Origin of the sequence: Neoluteolibacter marinus, assembly GCF_014904755.1 — a bacterium.
GTDB classification, from domain to species: domain Bacteria; phylum Verrucomicrobiota; class Verrucomicrobiia; order Verrucomicrobiales; family Akkermansiaceae; genus Haloferula; species Haloferula marina.
The window spans coordinates 1-14277 of record NZ_JACZFQ010000035.1 but is presented as its reverse complement, the minus strand read 5'-3'; the positions used below and the strand labels follow the sequence as shown (position 1 = coordinate 14277).

14 protein-coding genes are annotated in these 14277 nt (G+C 66.1%); 11 read left to right on the top strand and 3 right to left on the bottom strand.

What is annotated here, in order from left to right; translation table 11 throughout:
- Window positions 1-5 precede the first annotated feature (5 nt).
- The 6 genes from IG178_RS08740 to IG178_RS08720 all read left to right on the top strand — a co-directional run bounded on the left by IG178_RS08740 (window position 6) and on the right by IG178_RS08720 (window position 5897).
- Window positions 6-1274, top strand: coding sequence for an efflux RND transporter periplasmic adaptor subunit (locus tag IG178_RS08740; RefSeq protein ID WP_193212159.1), 1269 nt, complete (start codon window positions 6-8; stop codon window positions 1272-1274).
- A complete protein-coding gene (locus IG178_RS08735) occupies window positions 1271-1972 on the top strand; it encodes a YndJ family transporter (RefSeq protein ID WP_193212158.1) in 702 nt (233 codons plus the stop codon). The genes IG178_RS08740 and IG178_RS08735 overlap by 4 nt, the downstream gene beginning before the upstream one ends.
- Window positions 1973-1990: 18 nt before the next feature.
- On the top strand, window positions 1991-2506 hold the full coding sequence (locus IG178_RS08730; protein ID WP_226895193.1) for a hypothetical protein: 516 nt from the start codon (window positions 1991-1993) through the stop codon (window positions 2504-2506).
- Window positions 2507-2518: 12 nt separating this feature from the next.
- Window positions 2519-2716, top strand: a complete 198-nt coding sequence (locus tag IG178_RS25450) for a hypothetical protein (RefSeq protein ID WP_226895191.1) — start codon at window positions 2519-2521, stop codon at window positions 2714-2716.
- Window positions 2717-2864: 148 nt separating this feature from the next.
- A complete protein-coding gene (locus IG178_RS08725) occupies window positions 2865-3548 on the top strand; it encodes a M48 family metalloprotease (RefSeq protein ID WP_193212157.1) in 684 nt (227 codons plus the stop codon).
- Between the two features lie 120 nt (window positions 3549-3668).
- Window positions 3669-5897 carry an NADP-dependent isocitrate dehydrogenase gene (locus tag IG178_RS08720; RefSeq protein ID WP_193212156.1) on the top strand — a complete coding sequence of 743 codons (2229 nt, stop codon included), beginning with the start codon at window positions 3669-3671 and terminating at the stop codon, window positions 5895-5897.
- A gap of 95 nt (window positions 5898-5992) precedes the next feature.
- On the opposite strand, the gene IG178_RS08715 is transcribed toward IG178_RS08720, so the two are convergent.
- Window positions 5993-6910, bottom strand: coding sequence for a LysR family transcriptional regulator (locus IG178_RS08715; protein WP_193212155.1), 918 nt, complete (start codon window positions 6908-6910; stop codon window positions 5993-5995).
- A gap of 92 nt (window positions 6911-7002) precedes the next feature.
- On the opposite strand from IG178_RS08715, the gene IG178_RS08710 reads away from it, so the two are divergent.
- The 3 genes from IG178_RS08710 (at window position 7003) to IG178_RS08700 (ending at window position 9075) form a co-directional block, all read left to right on the top strand.
- On the top strand, window positions 7003-7233 hold the full coding sequence (locus IG178_RS08710) for a ferredoxin (RefSeq protein ID WP_193212154.1): 231 nt from the start codon (window positions 7003-7005) through the stop codon (window positions 7231-7233).
- 127 nt (window positions 7234-7360) lie between these two features.
- On the top strand, window positions 7361-8002 hold the full coding sequence (locus IG178_RS08705; RefSeq protein ID WP_193212153.1) for a site-2 protease family protein: 642 nt from the start codon (window positions 7361-7363) through the stop codon (window positions 8000-8002).
- A 77-nt stretch (window positions 8003-8079) separates the two neighbouring features.
- Complete coding sequence (locus IG178_RS08700) at window positions 8080-9075, top strand: metallophosphoesterase family protein (RefSeq protein ID WP_193212152.1); 996 nt, start codon at window positions 8080-8082, stop codon at window positions 9073-9075.
- Here IG178_RS08700 and IG178_RS08695 read toward each other — a convergent pair.
- Window positions 9072-9506 (bottom strand): VOC family protein, encoded by a 435-nt coding sequence (locus IG178_RS08695; RefSeq protein ID WP_193212151.1) that lies wholly within the window; start codon window positions 9504-9506, stop codon window positions 9072-9074. The two genes, IG178_RS08700 and IG178_RS08695, sit on opposite strands and share 4 nt — an antisense overlap.
- 13 nt (window positions 9507-9519) lie before the next feature.
- Window positions 9520-9801, bottom strand: coding sequence for an SRPBCC family protein (locus IG178_RS08690; RefSeq protein ID WP_193212150.1), 282 nt, complete (start codon window positions 9799-9801; stop codon window positions 9520-9522).
- Between the two features lie 66 nt (window positions 9802-9867).
- Here IG178_RS08690 and IG178_RS08685 point away from each other — a divergent pair, with 66 nt between their 5' ends.
- Both IG178_RS08685 and IG178_RS08680 read left to right on the top strand, forming a co-directional pair.
- Window positions 9868-10890, top strand: a complete 1023-nt coding sequence (locus IG178_RS08685) for an adenosine deaminase family protein (RefSeq protein ID WP_193212149.1) — start codon at window positions 9868-9870, stop codon at window positions 10888-10890.
- Between the two features lie 179 nt (window positions 10891-11069).
- A partial coding sequence (locus IG178_RS08680; protein WP_193212148.1) for a PA14 domain-containing protein occupies window positions 11070-14277 on the top strand: 3208 nt, incomplete at its 3' end.

The window sequence follows — 14277 nt, the reverse complement described above, 5'->3', positions numbered from 1 at the left end:
ACCCGATGTCCAGCCCCGACAAGCCCGCCGAAACCCCGCCTTGGGACGAAAAGCGCCCCGCCTCCGCCAAAGGAACCCTGCGCCGCCTCCTGCCGTGGCTGCTCGGCGCCCTGGTGATCGCCGCGGTCGCATGGGGCTTGCGGCCGCAGCCCGTCGAGGTGGAAACCGGCGCCGTCGCCCGCGCCCCGCTCACCGTCCACGTTTCGGAGGAAGGCAAGACCCGCATCCGCAACCGCTACGTCGTCGCCGCCCCGGTCTCGGGCCGCATGCACCGCGTCCCGTTCAAGCCCGGCGACGAGGTGAAGGCCGGCGAGACCGTCATCACCACCATCGAACCGGTCGCCGCGCCGCTGCTCGACCCCCGGGCCAAGCTGCTCGCCCAGGCGGTCGTCGCCGGCCGCGAAGCCGAACTCAACCGCGCCGCCGAAGCGGTCAATGCCGCCAAGAGCGCGCTCGAACTCGCCGAGGCCGACCGCGACCGGGTCCGCGCCATCCGCGGTGGCGGCGTGTCGAAGGCTGACCGCGACCGCACCGAGATGAACGCCTCGATGCGTGCCGCCGACCTGCGCGGTGCCGAGTTCGCCCTGAAGGTCGCCGACCACCAGCTCGAACAAGCCCGCGCGGCACTCGAACGCCCGGCTGTTTCCACAGAAGGCAACCTCATCGAGGTCACCTCGCCGGTCTCCGGCCGCATTCTCAACGTGATGCAGGAAAGCGAGACGGTCATCGCCGCCGGCATGCCGATCGCCGAGGTCGGCGACCCCGCCGACCTCGAGATCGAGGCCGAGATCCTGTCGCGCGATGCAGTCACCATCCGTCCCGGCGACGCGGTGAGCATCGAGCAATGGGGCGGCCCGGTGCCGCTGGCCGCCCGCGTCCGGCGCATCGAACCCGCCGCCTTCACCAAGTTCTCCGCCCTCGGCGTGGAAGAGCAGCGCGTCTACGTCCTCTGCGACCTCATCGACCCGCCGGAAGACGCGCAGACCCTCGGCGACCGCTACCGCGTCGAGGTCCGCGTCGCCGTCTGGCATCAGGACGAGGTCCTCGTCATCCCGGCCGGCGCCCTGTTCCGCGAGGGCAACGTCTGGAAGACCTTCCGCTACGACGACGGCGAGGCCAGGTCCGTTACCGTCGACGCCGGCCACAGTGACGGCCACCACACCGAGATCCTCGCCGGCCTGGAGGAAGGCGACGAAGTCCTCGTCCACCCGCCGGACACGGTGAGAGACGGGACGCGGCTGACGAGGAGGGCAATGCCCGAAAAGTCCCAATGACTCCTGGCGCAGCGATCGCGGTGCTCGCGGTGCCAACTCTCATGGCGATCGCGGCGGGCTGCATCTTGTTGAGGCGGGCGTTCGCTCGCGAGAAGCTGCTTCCGGAGGAAATCGCTTTTGCAGCAGCGTGGGTTTTCGTCGTCGGCAGCTTGATTTGGCTGGGAGTGTTCCTCTGCGACTCCTCCTTGCTTGGCTTCGGCTCACCGTGGACCTGGATCACGTCCGCTCACTTTGCATTCGCGGGATTCGGAGCGCTGACGGTGACCGCCTTCTGCTGTCGTGTGGTTTCCAACCGGCGAGCTCTGAGAGTCCTCCGCGTGCTGCTGGTAGTCCATCCTGTCGCCTACTTGGTGACTGCGGCCGGTATACTCGGGTACGCCTACTGCGACGAAGTGGCGGCAACGAGCTACGCAGTCATCTTCCTCGTCCAGCTGGTTGCGGTCTTGAAGGGGCGGCCGCTCCGTATCGATCGCCGGCCCGGGATCTTCGTCGTTTTCGCCCTGACCGTCCCGGTCGTGACAATGATTCCCGCACTCGCCTGGGCGTGGGGAACTCCGGTCTTCGACATGGGCGGAATGGTCCGGTATCACGGCGTCGTGAACGCCGTGGGACATGTTGGGATCGGGCTCCTTGCCTTTGTCCTGGGGCGCGTGCAATCCCACTCGGCCTTACGCACCGCCCGTCGCCCGCTTCCTTGACATCCGGAACGCCATTCCATGGAGATTTTCAGCTATCACCTCGTCGAAACGTCACCCGTGACCACGGCGAAAGCCTTTTCCAGCCCGCCTGCCGCGGACCACGTGGCCGGCCTTCGTCACGCGGAATACATGGCGGCAATGACACTCGGGGCGCCGGTCTTCTCACCCGCCAGGCTTCAACTGCGGAAACTGGCGGTTTTTGCCGCATGGCAAAGCAGCGACGCCTTGGATGCGTTCCTGGGAAGCACCGGACTGGGACGAACCCTGTCCACGGGTTGGCACGTCCGACTTCATCTGCTCCGCCGGTGGGGCAACTTCTCCCAGCTCGATGACATCCAACCTCTGGCCGGGGACTCCGACCCGAATGAGCCCGTGGTGGCGGTCACGCTCGCGCGACTGAAACTCCGCCAGCTGGCTCGCTTCATCCGCTGGGGGAAACCCGTGGAGGAACTCGTCCGGGACCACCCGGGCACGACCTTGGCTCTCGCCGCGATCCGTCCCCTGCGCACATTCAGCACCTTCACCATCTGGTGATCACAGAACGAGATGACGGAGATGGTCCATGGCCATGGCTCCAGCCCCGGCGCAGACCGCCACGCCAGGGCGATGGTCGAGCGGAACCGCAAGGACTTTCATCACCAGTTCACGACCCTCCGCTTTCGGGCCATCGAGGAACACGGGGAGTGGGCGGGGCGGAGCTCGATCGTTCCGGAACGCTCCGGCAAAAGCGAAACCTCGCTCTAACCACCTTCGCCGAATGTCGGTGGAGACGGCCTCAATTAGTCGAAGCGGACGGGTCTCGCGTGTCTCCCAGGTCTCCTCCGCCCTCACACGGTTTCGAACAAGTCTGCTGTACTTGCGATTGTTTCGGATCAGACGATGATGCGTGGTCGTGACCACGGAGTTGGTCGGCCTCATCCACATGACCACCCGCCCGTTCCACAACCTCCTGCTGCCACGCATCGCCGTGCTCCTGGTCCTCGGGGCGTTGCCATCGTGCGCCGAGCCGGCCGCCCCGGTCCATGGCGGGGCCGGGACGAGCCCGACGCAGAAATCGCGGCCGCCGGAGAAGCGACCCGATTCGAGCTACCGGCCGCCGCGCGGATTCACCGAGCTCCAGTCGGTCGCGGGGAGGGTGGCGCGGGCCTCCGGGCACAAGATCGTCTGGCGGCTCCAGCCCGGCGCCAATCCGGGACCGCTGGTGAGGATCCGCGGGACGGTCAACGACTGCACGATCTTCGTCCACCCGCTCGCCGCCCGCAAGGTGCCCCCCAACACCTGGGCCTTCCTCTTCGGCCACGAGTTCGCCCACCTCACCGAAAACCTCGGCACCCACTCCGCGACCAGCCCGGAGAACGAACTCCAGGCCGACATCACCGGAGCCCGCTACGCGATGGCCGCCGGCTACCGGATCGAGGCCTTCCTCGGCTGGGTCCTGACCGAGCCCGACCAGAAGTCGGACTCCCACGGCTCGCTCCACCAACGGGTCCGGGCGATCGCCCGGAAATTCGGCGTGCCATGGCGGACCATCGAGCGGGAGTCGAAGCGCGCTGCGAGCTACCGGGCAGGCCGTTAGCCCGGACCTCTCGCGGCCCCGCGGTCCGCAAGTTGGCCGCCGCCCGGCATCCCGATTGCTTTTGACCCTTCCCGCCCCATGCCCTAAACGCACGCCCGGGCGTCAATGCCCGCCACGCTCATGTCCAAGGTCCCTACCATCATCTACACCAAGACCGACGAAGCCCCCGCGCTCGCGACCTACTCCCTCCTGCCGATCGTCCAGGCCTTCACCAAGCATTCGGGCATCACCGTGGAAACCCGCGACATCTCGCTCGCCGGCCGCATCATCGCCCAGTTCCCGGAAATCCTGGGCGAGGACCAGAAGATCGGCGACGCCCTTTCCGAGCTCGGGGCGATGACCCTCACGCCCGAAGCCAACATCATCAAGCTGCCCAACATCTCGGCCTCCGTCCCGCAGCTCAAGGCCGCGATCGCCGAGTTGCAGTCGAAGGGCTACCCGCTCCCCGACTTTCCGGAAAACCCGCAGACCGACGGCGAAAAGGAAACCCGCGCCCGCTACGCCAAGGTGATGGGTTCCGCCGTCAACCCGGTGCTGCGCGAGGGCAATTCCGATCGCCGTGCTCCCAAGGCCGTCAAGGACTACGCCAAGGCCCACCCGCACTCGATGGGCGCATGGACCGCCGGATCGAAGACCACCGTCGGCACCATGGCCGGCAAGGGTGACTTCTTCTCTAACGAGAAGTCGGTCTGCGTCGATGAAGCCACCGACGTGAAGATCGAGTTCATCGACCGCGACGGCACCGCCACCGTCCTCAAGGAAAGCACCCCGCTCAAGGCCGGCGAGATCCTCGACGCGACCTTCATGAGCAAGGCCGCGCTGGTCGACTTCCTCGCCACCCAGATCGCCAAGGCCAAGGAAGACGGCGTGCTGTTCTCGCTGCACATGAAGGCCACCATGATGAAGGTCTCCGACCCCATCATCTTCGGCCGCGCGGTCGAGGTGTTCTTCGAGGACCTGATCGCCGAACACGCCGAGACCCTGCGCGAACTCGGCGTCGACTTCAAAAACGGCTTCGGCGACCTGGTCGCCAAGCTCGACAAGCTGCCGGCCGACAAGAAGGCCGCGATCGAGGCCGACATCCAGAAGGTCTACGCCGAGCGCCCGGCGCTGGCGATGGTCAACTCCGACAAGGGCATCACCAACCTCCACGTTCCCTCCGACGTCATCATCGACGCCTCCATGCCGGCCATGATCCGCGCCGGCGGCCTGATGTGGGACGCCGCGGGCAAGACCCAGGAAACCCTGGCGGTGATCCCCGACAGCTCCTACGCCGGCGTCTACCAGGCGACGATCGATTTCTGCAAGGCCAACGGCGCGCTCGACCCGAAGACCATGGGTTCGGTGCCCAACGTCGGCCTGATGGCCCAGGCCGCCGAGGAATACGGCTCGCACAACAAGACTTTCGAAATCCCCGCCAAGGGCACCGTCCGCGTCACCGACGCCAGCGGCAAGATCCTGCTCGAGCACGATGTCGAGACCGGCGACGTCTGGCGCGCCTGCCAGACCAAGGACGCCCCGGTCCAGGACTGGGTCAAGCTGGCCGTCAAACGCGCCCGCGCCACCGGCGACCCGGCCGTGTTCTGGCTCGACAAGAACCGCGCCCACGACGCCCAGATCATCGCCAAGGTCGAGAAATACCTCAAGGACCACGACACCGAAGGCCTCGACCTGCGCATCCTGCCACCGGCGGAAGCCTGCAAGTTCAGCCTGCAGCGCATCGTCGAGGGCAAGGACACCATCTCGGTCACCGGCAACGTCCTGCGTGACTACCTCACCGACCTGTTCCCGATCCTCGAGGTCGGCACCTCGGCCAAGATGCTGTCGATCGTTCCCCTGATGAACGGCGGCGGCCTCTTCGAAACCGGCGCCGGCGGTTCCGCACCGAAGCATGTGCAGCAGTTCACCGAGGAAAACTACCTGCGCTGGGATTCGCTCGGCGAGTTCTTCGCCTTGGCGCCGTCCTTCGAGCAGATCAGCGAAGTCTTCGGCCTGCCCAAGGCCAAGGTCCTTGCAGACACCCTCGACGCCGCCACCGGCAAGTTCCTCGAGAACGACCGCTCGCCCGGCCGCAAACTTGGCACCATCGACAACCGCGGCTCCCACTTCTACCTCGCCCACTACTGGGCCGCGGAGCTCGCCGGCCAGGATGACGATGCCGAACTGAAGGCCATCTTCACCCCGGTCGCCGAGCAGCTCGCTGCCAACGAGTCGAAGATCGTCGAGGAACTCATCGCCGTGCAAGGCCAGCCCGTCGACATTGGCGGTTACTACCAGCCCGACGACGCCAAGGCCTCCGCCGCCCTGCGCCCGAGCTCGACCTTCAACGGCATCCTGGCCGCCATCTGAGGCCGGCGGACCTGTTTCCGTCGCCACTTCTTCCAAGCCCGCCGGCCATCAGGTCGGCGGGCTTTTTCGTGGCTTCGCCCGGCTGCTCCGATGCCTCAAGAGAATAGAATCCCGTCGGCAAATTCGGCGACATGCTCCGGGCAGTGTGTGTGCCGGGGAGTCACGACGACCAGCTCCCGGGCAAGTTTCCCGGCCACCTTGATTCTTCGGATTCGGCCCTTTCTTGGAAAGGGACCGAGGGCACGACGGGGCACCAGCGCGCAACCCATCTCCGTCGAAACCAGCTGGATCATCAGGTCGAAACTCTCCAGCTCCATCGCGGCTTGCAGGTCCAGCTTCTGCCTTTTCGCCCAATCGTTGATCAATCCACGCGACCGACAGTTCGGCGGAGGCAGCAACCAGTTCTGGCCAAGGGCCCATTTCCGGAAATCCGCCGGCGTTCCGGGAACGTCCGGCGGGGAAAGCTCCCTCCCCGCAATCGCCACGAAGCGGTCTTCCATGCGGTGGGTCACCCGGATGGTTTCGGGGATGACCGCGGGAACAGTGAGAATGCCGAGATCGAGGCGGGAGGATCCCACCTGATCGAGCACCTCGACCTCGTCGGCTTGGGAAACGGCGATCCTCACACCGTTCCGCCGGCCTCGGCTGGCGGGGAACAATCCGGGAATGTGGCCGATCGCCAGTTCACGTGAGATCCCGACCCGGATCCGCCGGCTCGCCCCGAGACATTCTTCCCGCACCCGCCGCAGCGCCCCACCAAGGATGTTGGGAAGTGCTTCGGTTTCCCTCAAAAGGATGGCTCCGGCCTCGGTGATGGTCACCGAACGCGTCGTGCGTTCGAAAACCGCGAAGCCCAGCCTCGCTTCCAGATTCTGGATCTGGCGCGTCAGGGCGCTCTGCGAAAGACCGGCTGCTTTCGAGGCCGCGGTAAATCCCCTGAACCCGGCCACCAGCCGGAGCAGGTGCAGCCCGTGGAGATCAATCTCCGGGGAACTCCCGGCGCCCTCTTTCATGCTCATTACGCATCAATTCATTCCATCAATGAATTTCACACAATCCCAAACGGATCGCAGCCTGCCGGGAACCCGCAACTCCAAACCAATTCATGGCCGATCCAAACGAGAAAAACCCGCTCAATGTGGCGGGCTCTTTTTACAACGACCTCACCTGCATCGATTGCGATCTGTGCCGTGAGATCGCGCCCTCCGTCTTCACCCGCGACGATGACGAGGGACTCAGCTACGTCTGGAAGCAACCGGCCTCGCCGGATGATCATCGACTTGCCCTTGAAGCGATGGAGAGCTGCCCGACTCAAAGCATCGGCAACGACGGCTGAGCCCACTCCCGATTCCGCCGCCCGGACACGTTCATCCCTTCGGGCCCCCGGCACCGTCGTCTTGCGGCCCCGGTTTTTTGGTTCCACCCGTCGCCCGTGCGCCCCAAGGTCGCGCCATCGCGGCGCCATGATCCTCCTCGCATTCCTGATCAAGTTCGTGGCCGTGCTGATGCTTTCGCTCGTCGCGATCGCGGCGACCACCGCCCTGCTGGGGAACCGGGTGCTGGCCATCCAGTTTTTCATGGGACCGGTGGTCTACTCCGCCAAGCTCGGCCACGTCGCGATCCGGGTCGGCTGCCTGCCGATCGGCGGCTTCGTGGAGCCGGAGCGACACCCTTACGACGACTGGAGCTTCTGGAAATCCGCCCTTTCGTCGCTCGCCGGCGTGGCGTTCCTGCTGGCAACGGCCGCTTTCCTGGCCGGCCCGGGCCGGACGATGGAATGGCTGGTCACCGGCATGGTGAAACTTCTGCTTGGTGCCTGGAGCCCGCTGGCGGTCGGCAGATATCACGTGGCGGACGGGATCGCGTTCCTCGCGCGGGCATCGCCCACCGAATCCCTGGCAGGCATCGCCATGATGTTCACCGCCTTCAACCTGCTCCCGATTCCCGCACTTCCACTAGGGACCTTGATTCTCCGCGGGATTGCCAGGGCCGCCCGGCTCGCGGCTGACACCGTTGAACGGATCATGGTGATGGGCGCGATGATTTGCCTAACGGGGTGGATTCTGTGGATCGTCGCGGCACTGGCTTGGATGGCAGGGAAGTAGCGCACTGCCCGGATCCGGAACGGGAGTCTTCCAAGTTTGACAGATCGTCGCGCCGGCCGCTCGATTCAATCATGGGCATGCAACCGGACCGTCGCGATTTCATCAGCCGCTCCCTGCTGGCGGCAACGGCGCTGTCGGCCCCCGCCGCGGCGGCGCCGGCGGCAGGACCGGACAAGATACCTTCCTCCTTCGCGCTCGATGGCAACCGCGTGCGGCTGTTTTCGCCGCGCATCGCGAAAGGCTTCACGGTGACGATGATCGCGGACACGCACTTGTTCCGCGACGACGAACGGGACGAGGCATTCCGGCAGTTCAGCGGCCGCATGGCCGGAGCCTACAATTCGACCCGCCACTTCCTGACCGGTCAACCGACGAACCCGGAGCAGGGATTCGTCGAGGCGCTGCAGGCCGCCAAGACGTCGAAGTCGGAGCTGGTGGCCCTGGTCGGAGACATCGTCAGTTTCCCGTCGCAGGCGGCAGTCGAGTGGGCGGTGGCGCGGCTCCGCGAGGCCTCGATCCCGTGGATTTACACCGCCGGCAACCACGACTGGCACTACGAGGGCATGCCCGGCCCCCTCGACTCACTGCGCGCGACCTGGTCGCGGCAACGCCTGGCCCCGCTCTATCAGCAGGCCCCGCCGCTGATGTCGGTGAGGGAGCTGCACGGCGTCCGCTTCGTCACCATCGACGACTCCACCTACGAGATCCTTCCGGAGCAGCTGGAGTTCTTCCGCGAACAGGTCGCCAGCGGCGTGCCGCTGGTCCTGTTCGTTCACATCCCGCTCTTCGCACCGGGCCGTGACACCGGCTACGGCTGCGGGCACCCCCGCTGGGGCGCCGCGTCCGATACCGGCTTCGAGGTCGAGCGCCGGCCCAAGTGGCGCGAGGGCGGACACACGCGGACGACGCTCGATTTCCACCGGGAGGTCTTTGCTGCGCCCAACCTGCTCGGGGTGTTCGCCGGCCACATCCATCGCGCCTCGCTGGACGTGGTGAATGGCATCCCCCAGTTCGTGGGAAATGCCAATGCCACCGGCGCTTTCGTTGAGATCGAGCTGGTACCGCAGGCCTAGCCCGCGTTGGCGCAGTTGATCATCCAATTGATGCCGAAGCGGTCCGAGAAGCTGCCGAAGTAAGCACCCCAGAACATGTCCTGCATCGGCATCTCGACCTTGCCGCCGTCGGAAAGCGCGGCAAAGAGCCGGTCCGCCTCCTCGCGGGTGTCGGGCTCCAGGTTGAGGTGGATATTGTTTCCCGTCGTGCAGCTGAAGCCCATCGACTCGGGCGCGTCGGTTCCCATCAAAACATGTCCGCCGGTGATCGGCAGCTCGACGTGCATGACGAGGTTCTTGTCTTCCTCGGCCAGGGGCCGGCCGTCGCAAGTCGGTGCGTCGGAGAAGCGGACGACCGGCATGCAGTATTCGGTCTGGAAGACCGACTTGTAGTATTCGAAAGCCTCCCCGGTGTTGCGCGGGAAGTTGAGGTAGGTGCTGGTTCTGGCCATGGTAGGGGTTGGTTTACGGATTCTTGACGAGTTTGACGAATTGATCGGAAGCCGCGCCCCAGCCTTCGGGGAAGCCCATCGCGGCCTGCTTTCCAATGGCTTCGGCGGACCAGTAGACCGCCCGGGCGGTGTAGCGGATCATACCGCTTGGCGAGGTTTCGAGGGTGAGGTCCTGGCCCTCAGGGCTGCGCATGGTGGTCTTGTAAAGGCCGCGGGCCCGCAGGTCGATCTCACAGGAGATGGTGGTCCACGGCTTGGGCGTGAACCATTTCCCGAGGAGCTCGGGGCGGTTCAAGGGGGAGATTTCATCCCGGCGCGCCCGCTGCATTGCCACGGCCCCGCCGATTGTGTTAGATCGTTCATGCACGACCTCCACATCCACCTCGGCGGGGCAGTGCCCTCGCCGGTCCTGTGGGAAATCCTCTGCGACAACGGGCTGCGGACGGAACACGGCGACTTCACCTCGTTCCACGAGTCCCTCACCGCACGACCGGATGAAGTGAAGTCGCTCGACGACTTCCTCGGCCGCTATTTCCAGGTCACCGAGGAGATCCAGTCATCGCCTTCCGCCGCCAGCGTTTCCGCCTACCAGGTCGTCGCCAAGGCCCACCGCCGGGCCCGGGTCACCGCGCTGGAACTCCGCTTCAACCCCTACAAACGCGTCCGCCACGGCCTCCACACCATGGACGCCATCATCCTCGCCGTGATGCAGGGCCTGGAGCGGGCCTCGCTGCACTACGGCGTCGCCACCGGGATCATCCTCTCGCTCGGCCGCGACCTGCCCCTTTCGGCCAACTGGCAGATCATCGAGGCGGCGATCAAATGGCGCAGCCGGGGTTCCCTCAACGGCGCCAACGGCGTGGTCGGCATCGACATGGCCGGCCCGGAATCGCGCTCTCTGGAACTCAGCAAACCGTGGATGAGCGAGATCGCCACCATGATGGAAAAGGCCCGCGAAGCCGGGTTGAAGATCACCTATCACGTCGGCGAAAGCGAAGGCACCGGCCCCGAGGGCATGCTCAGCGTCATCGACGCGATCCACCCGGACCGCATCGGCCACGGCATCGAACTCCGCCGCGCCGAGGGACGGCTGCGCAGCTCGCTGATCGCCCGCCTGCAGGACGAAGGCATCTGCCTCGAGATCTGCCCCACGGTGAACCGGGTCACCCGGGTGGTGCCGGATTTCGCCGCCATCGGCCTCTTTGTCCGCGACCTCGCGGATCATGACGTGCCGTTTTGCATCAACACCGACAACCCCTATCTCGTGCACACCAACCTCCGCAACGAGCACGAAATCGTGGGCAAAGAGCTCGGCGATGACGCCGCCCCGCTGCTCAAGCTGGCGATGCAGCACGCCCAACAGCATCGATTCCTTACCGCCTGACCAGCAATGTGTCATACAAGGAAAGCGGGACAATTTGGCAGCAGGATGGAACCGGATTTCATAGTGGCGTTCCCGTCACCCGCGGTATAGCAGGGGGCCTAGTTTGGCGGATCAAACCCGGACGATGGAACAAGACTGGTTTCTTGTGATCCCTTGCCCTCCGCCACGACCCGCTGCCCATGAAAAAAAACGCCAGGATCCTCGCCATCGTCGTCGTTTCAAGCGTCGGAGTGACGGCTTTGAGCCTTCATATCGGACAGACGCCGGCGCCGGAGGCCGCACGGGAACCCGCCGCGCCCACGCCCGTGGCCGCCGCTCTGGAGCAAGCCGCGGCTCTCCCTGTCACCGATCCGGAACCGGCGGGTGAGGTGCCGGAGCAGCTTTTCACCAACCTCGGTCAGCTCGAAAAGGGTGACACGGTGATGCTGCCGCTGCCCGGCGGCGCCTCGGCCCACGGCAAGATCAACTACGCCACCACCCATCCCAATGCCGCGACCGCCGCCGGCGGCACGCTGGCGGATGGCAGCGGCACCTTCGAAATCGCCCGCGAGCCATGGGGCTACCGCGGCTTCATCCTCCAGAAGCAGGATCGCATCGCCTACGTTTACTCGAGCGATGCCGACGGCCGCCTGCAGGTCGCACGCCGCCCGATCGGCGAAGTGGTCTGCGAACCCGATCCCAACCGCCCGCCGATGGAAACCGCGGGGCTGCCCAAGCCCGAGGAAGCGGCCATTTACAACGGCGGACGCTCGGTTGGACTGATCTACGAAGCGATCCCCGTCCTCAACAGCCTGCCGCGCGCGGCGGCGACCATCTACCTCGACTTCGACGGCGAGGTCATCGAGGGCCACAGCTGGGAAGGCGGCGCGCGCATTGTCGCTCCCGCCTACAACCTCAGCGCGGCCGATGTGACCGAGATGTGGCGCCGGGTCTCGGAAGACTTCGCACCCTACGAGGTGAACGTTTCCACCGACCTCCAGGCCTACCTGCGGGCACCGCAGGGGCGGCGAATCCGCTGCATCACCACCACCAACAACTTTGCATCCGCCGGCGGAGTGGCCTTCAGCGGCACCTTCCTGCAGTCGGGCGACCCGGTTTGCTGGAATTTCTACAGCGGCAATGCCGGCGCGGTCGTCATCTCCCACGAGGTCGGCCACACCCTCAACCTCGCCCACGACGACACCACCACCGCCGGCTACTATGGCGGCCACGGCAGCGGCGCCACCAGCTGGGGCCCGATCATGGGCGCGCCGTACAACCAGAACGTCTGCCAGTGGAGCAAGGGCGACTACAACAACGCCAACCAGCACCAGGACGACCTGCTGATCATCGGCAGCTCCACGCCGCGTCGTCATGACGACCATGCCTCGACCGCCGCACGGGCGACGCCCTTGTCGCTGGGTGCCGGCGGCGCGGTCTTCAATCCCGGGGTCATCGAAGGTCCGGACGACGTCGACGCCTTCACCTTCACCACCGGCGGCGGAGCCCTCAACCTGCAGTTCGACGGCGGCGCGGGCAGCCCCAACCTCGACATCGAGGCGAAACTCTACAACGCCGCCGGCACGCTGATCACCACCGCGAGCCCCGCCAACCAGCTGAGTGCCACCATGAGCGTCGGCCTCGCCGCCGGCACCTACACCGTGACCGTCGACGGCACCGGCAACGGCTCCTGGGCGAGCGACGGCTACGATGACTATGGCTCCATCGGTGCCTTCACCATCACCGGCACCGTCCCTTCGCCGTCCTGGACCTTCGCGGTGCCCGTCAACGCCCTGGCCGGCGCCCCGCTCGGCACGGTCGCCCCGGGAAGCGGATCGTCCTATTCCATCACCGGCGGCAACACCGGCTCCGCCTTCCAGATCAATCCGTCGACCGGCGCCCTCAGCGTGCTGACACCTGCCGCCTTGCCATCGCAGGCAGTCTTCAATCTCAACATCGCCTACACCGCCGGCGGCTCCCCCGCGTCGACGGTGGTTCCGGTCCGCGTCGACGCGGTGCGCGGCCTGAAGCGCGAGATCTGGACCGGCCTCGGCGGCAACGGCATCGGCCCGCTGACCTCGCTGCCGTCCTACCCGAACAGCCCCAACCTCACCCTCTTCTCGCCGACCTTCCAGTCGACCTACCCGGCCGACAACTACGGGCAAAAGCTCAGCGGCTACCTGCTTCCAGCCGAAACCGGCAACTACACCTTCTGGACCGCGTCGGACGATGCCAGCGAGGTCTGGCTGTCCACCGACGCGAACCCGGCGAACAAGGTGCGGGTCGCCTACATCAACTACAACTCCGGCGCCGGCAACTGGACCGCCGACGCCAGCCAGCAGTCGGCGCCGATCGCGCTGACCGCCGGCCAGCGCTACTACATCGAGGTCTTGCACCGCGACCAGACCGGGCCCGATCACCTCGCCGTGGCCTGGCAGACCCCGACCCTCGGCCGCCACCTGATCCCCAACGAGGCGCTGGAATACCCCGGCACTCCCGCCAACCGCGCGCCGTGGCTTGCCAACATGACCTTCCGCGTCACCGAGGGCAGCCCCGCCAGCACCGTCGTCGGCACGCTTGCGGCCGGCGACTTCGAGCCCGGCGCCACCCTTTCTGCCTTCACGATCACCGGCGGCAATACTGGCAACGCCTTCGCGTTGAACCCGGCCACCGGCGTCCTCACCGTCAACGGCACGCTGGATTTCGCGACCTTGCCCAAGTACCTCCTCGACGTCCGCGTCACCGACAACGGCGGCCTCACCACCACCGCGCAGGTCGCCGTGGAAGTCGAGGCCCGCGCCGTGAAACGCCAGGTCTGGACCGGCGTCGGCGGCAACGACATCGTCAATCTCACCAACCTCGCCAGCTACCCGAACAGCCCGAACTCGACGTCCTACATCCCGTTCTTCGAAACGCCCACCAACAGCGCCGAGAACTACGGCCAGAAGCTCAGCGGCTACCTCCGCGCACCGGACACAGGCAGTTTCACGTTCTGGATCGCCTCCGACGACGACGGCGAACTGTGGCTGTCCTCGAACACCAATCCTGCCAACAAGGTGCGGATCGCCCACGTCGACGGCTCGACCGGATCGCGCCAGTGGGACAGGTTCGCCTCTCAGAAGTCCGCCCCGGTGTCACTGGTCGGCGGCCAGTTCTACTACATCGAAGTACTTCACAAGGAAGGCATCGGCGGCGACAACCTCGCGGTCTCCTGGTCCGGCCCCGACTTCGGCCAGGTGATGCTGGGGGCACCCCACGTCACCCAGAACTTCTACAACCACGGCGCCCCCGTCCTCGACGACCGCTCGGTCACCGTCTTCGACCGCGACGAGGTCGTCACCACGCTCGAGGCCAAGGACTGGGCGGATCCCGGCACCCGCGTGACCTACGCCATCACCGGCGGCAACG

What these genes read in the sequence shown, in the direction of transcription:
- IG178_RS08700 (WP_193212152.1), top strand. Translation starts at nt 8,080, where the DNA reads ATGCAACCGGACCGTCGCGATTTCATCAGCCGCTCCCTGCTGGCGGCA.
- IG178_RS08715 (WP_193212155.1), bottom strand. Translation starts at nt 6,910, where the DNA reads ATGAAAGAGGGCGCCGGGAGTTCCCCGGAGATTGATCTCCACGGGCTG.
- IG178_RS08730 (WP_226895193.1), top strand. Translation starts at nt 1,991, where the DNA reads ATGGAGATTTTCAGCTATCACCTCGTCGAAACGTCACCCGTGACCACG.
- IG178_RS08705 (WP_193212153.1), top strand. Translation starts at nt 7,361, where the DNA reads ATGATCCTCCTCGCATTCCTGATCAAGTTCGTGGCCGTGCTGATGCTT.
- IG178_RS08710 (WP_193212154.1), top strand. Translation starts at nt 7,003, where the DNA reads ATGGCCGATCCAAACGAGAAAAACCCGCTCAATGTGGCGGGCTCTTTT.
- IG178_RS08740 (WP_193212159.1), top strand. Translation starts at nt 6, where the DNA reads ATGTCCAGCCCCGACAAGCCCGCCGAAACCCCGCCTTGGGACGAAAAG.
- IG178_RS08735 (WP_193212158.1), top strand. Translation starts at nt 1,271, where the DNA reads ATGACTCCTGGCGCAGCGATCGCGGTGCTCGCGGTGCCAACTCTCATG.
- IG178_RS08695 (WP_193212151.1), bottom strand. Translation starts at nt 9,506, where the DNA reads ATGGCCAGAACCAGCACCTACCTCAACTTCCCGCGCAACACCGGGGAG.
- IG178_RS08720 (WP_193212156.1), top strand. Translation starts at nt 3,669, where the DNA reads ATGTCCAAGGTCCCTACCATCATCTACACCAAGACCGACGAAGCCCCC.
- IG178_RS08685 (WP_193212149.1), top strand. Translation starts at nt 9,868, where the DNA reads ATGCACGACCTCCACATCCACCTCGGCGGGGCAGTGCCCTCGCCGGTC.
- IG178_RS25450 (WP_226895191.1), top strand. Translation starts at nt 2,519, where the DNA reads ATGACGGAGATGGTCCATGGCCATGGCTCCAGCCCCGGCGCAGACCGC.